Here is an 886-nt window from a genome sequence, read left to right as displayed (position 1 = left end):
TGGCTTTGATAAAATCTTTGTGCCTCTCTGAATTGTTCGGATAGTACTGAACCTTCTACATTGGCTTTTGTTTTTATGAAAAAAAAGCAAATGTTGTAAAGAGCTTTATTGGTTAGATCTTATTTCAGGCATACGTTTGTTGTAAGAGGCTATAATTTTGCTATACAATTTACGTTTTTGTATTTCGATAAGAGTCTCTTCGTCATCGCTTAAATTTCTGACCATTTGTAGCTTTGTATATTCATTTTGGATCATGGATGACATGGTCTTAATGCGTGTTTGTAGATCAAAAAGTTCTTTCAGATCTTTTGTGTTATTTATCTTATCTAAGAAATCTTTCACTTGTTTAAAGCGGTTCTCTATGTCTTTGAAAGTTTGTAAACTTACAGCTTTTTCGACAATCCCACTATATTTAAGACGTGTATTAATTATTTCGCGTATCTTATAATACGGCAATTTCTGGAAGCCGTCCTTTTTCTCTTCGAGAACAAGTTTACGAAAAAAATTTCTATAGTGCCCAGTAGATATGTTTTGGTAGCTTGTTTTTGTGTCTGGGTAGTCAAAAGGCGAAACTGGTATGAAAAAACTAAAATTGTCTCCTATTGCATGTGCTAGCATTTTAGGTCCTATTATAGACTGATGGATTTTTTTCGCGTTTTCGATCTGCTTTTCGGTTTCTTCAATTTGTTGTTTTAACAACGTAATAATTTCCAGGTAGTCTGCTTTTGAAAAAGGAATTTGAACAGTTGAGCCTTGAGTTCCAGAACCCCAACTAAAGTTAGACGTTAGAGTTAAATTTATCATTCCCAAAAGGGTAATCATTCCTGTTATAATAAGAATCTTTCTCATATACTTGCTCGCTTGATTTCGTCAGGGATTGTTTTAT

Annotated in this window: 1 protein-coding gene; it reads right to left on the bottom strand. The window is 33.3% G+C overall.

The window, feature by feature from the left end; all coding sequences use genetic code 11:
* Window positions 1–105: 105 nt before the first annotated feature.
* A complete protein-coding gene (locus tag ACFIKB_RS09420; RefSeq protein ID WP_375645193.1) occupies window positions 106–849 on the bottom strand; it encodes a type IV secretion system protein in 744 nt (247 codons plus the stop codon).
* Window positions 850–886: the final 37 nt, after the last annotated feature.

Source organism: Bartonella sp. MR110HLJHH, from assembly GCF_042194225.1.
Taxonomy (GTDB): Bacteria; Pseudomonadota; Alphaproteobacteria; order Rhizobiales; family Rhizobiaceae; genus Bartonella; species Bartonella grahamii.
This window is presented reverse-complemented; position numbering and strand designations above follow the sequence as displayed.

Excerpts from the sequence above, each read along its gene's own strand:
- ACFIKB_RS09420 (WP_375645193.1), bottom strand. The coding sequence starts at position 849 with ATGAGAAAGATTCTTATTATAACAGGAATGATTACCCTTTTGGGAATG.